At 69.0% G+C, this 1,483-nt stretch carries 1 protein-coding gene; it reads left to right on the forward strand.

The genetic code is table 11. The annotated features are described in order from the left end of the window. Nucleotides 1-210 precede the first annotated feature (210 nt). Nucleotides 211-1,446, forward strand: a complete 1,236-nt coding sequence (locus QMK30_RS38240; protein WP_502963318.1) for an IS30 family transposase — start codon at nucleotides 211-213, stop codon at nucleotides 1,444-1,446. Nucleotides 1,447-1,483 lie beyond the last annotated feature (37 nt).

Here is a 1,483-nt window from a genome sequence, read left to right on the forward strand (position 1 = left end):
CTTGGGTTCTAACGGTCCTCGCAACACCCATGATCTGTGGGAGTTGCGGGGACCGTGGGCGTTGAGCGTGGTGATCTTGCAGGGTTGAAGGCACGTTTCCTTGCGCGGCTGGATGTCGTGGGGAGCGTGACCGTGGTGGCGCGTGAGCTGGGCGTGAACCGCAACACGGCCTTCGGCTGGGCCCGGAAGGCCGGACGCGGGTCGGTGCGCCTGCCGCAGCGGCACCCCGGGCGCGACGAGTACGAGCGGCTTCGGGCCGCCGGAGTCGCACGCCGGGCAGCGGCCCGGCAGGTCGACGTGAACGAGCGCACGGCCAAGGACTGGGACTGGGGCGTCAAGAAGAGCGGCACCACACGCACCTACGCCGACGGCCGCCGTGTCGACTACACCACCGGGACCGTCACGATGGGTGGCGTGACCACAACGCCGGTGGGCCTGAAGGCCCTGGAGAAGCAGATCCACCCACGGTTCCTGACGCTCGCCGAGCGCGAGAAGATCCGCGATCTCCGCGCGGCGGGGCAGTCGCTGCAGGCGACTGGACGGGCCCTGGGGCGGCCGGCGAGCACGGTCAAGCGGGAGATCGACGCGAACTCGGGCCTTGAGGGCTATCAGCCCTACGCGGCCCACCGGGCGGCCGCCACGCGCAGACCCCGCCCCAAGGACCGCAAGCTGCTGCGCGAGGGCCGACTGCGACGCTTCGTCCAGGACGGACTGCGCGGGCGCTGGTCGCCGGAGCAGATCTGTCACGCTCTGGGCAAGGAGTATCCCGACGACCGGAGCATGCGGGTGAGCGTGGAAACGATCTACCAGGCGCTGTATTTCCAGGCCCGCGGCGGCCTGAAACGGGAAGTCCAGGCCGCCGTCCGCTCCGGCCGGACCCGCCGTAAACCACGCCGGGACCCCCAGCGGCGCACCCCACGGTTCATCGACCCGATGGTGATGATCAGCGACCGCCCTGCCGACGTCGAGGACCGGGCCGTGCCCGGCCACTGGGAAGGCGACCTGATCATCGGCGCCAACAGCCGCTCCGCGATTGCCACGCTGGTCGAGCGAAGCACCCGCTACACCATGCTGGTCCACCTGCCCGGCGGAGCCCACGACGCCGAAACCGTGCGCGATGGCCTCGTCGCCACGATCCAGACCCTGCCCGCACACCTGCGCGGTTCCCTCACCTGGGACCAGGGCAGCGAGATGGCACGCCACAAGCAGTTCACCATGGCCACCGGCATGCCCGTCTACTTCTGCGACCCCGCCTCACCCTGGCAACGCGGCTCCAACGAAAACACCAACGGACTCCTGCGCCAGTACTTCCCCAAAGGCACCGACCTCAGCGTCCACAGCCCCGAAGACCTCGAACACGTCGCCCAGGAACTCAACGGCCGCCCACGCAAGACGCTCGGCTGGAGTACTCCAGCCGAGCGTCTACGTGATCTACTCACCACCTGAAAACCAGGCGGTGTTGCAACGACCACTGGAACCCAAG

This window comes from Streptomyces sp. H27-C3, from assembly GCF_030063415.1.
GTDB lineage: Bacteria > Actinomycetota > Actinomycetes > Streptomycetales > Streptomycetaceae > Streptomyces.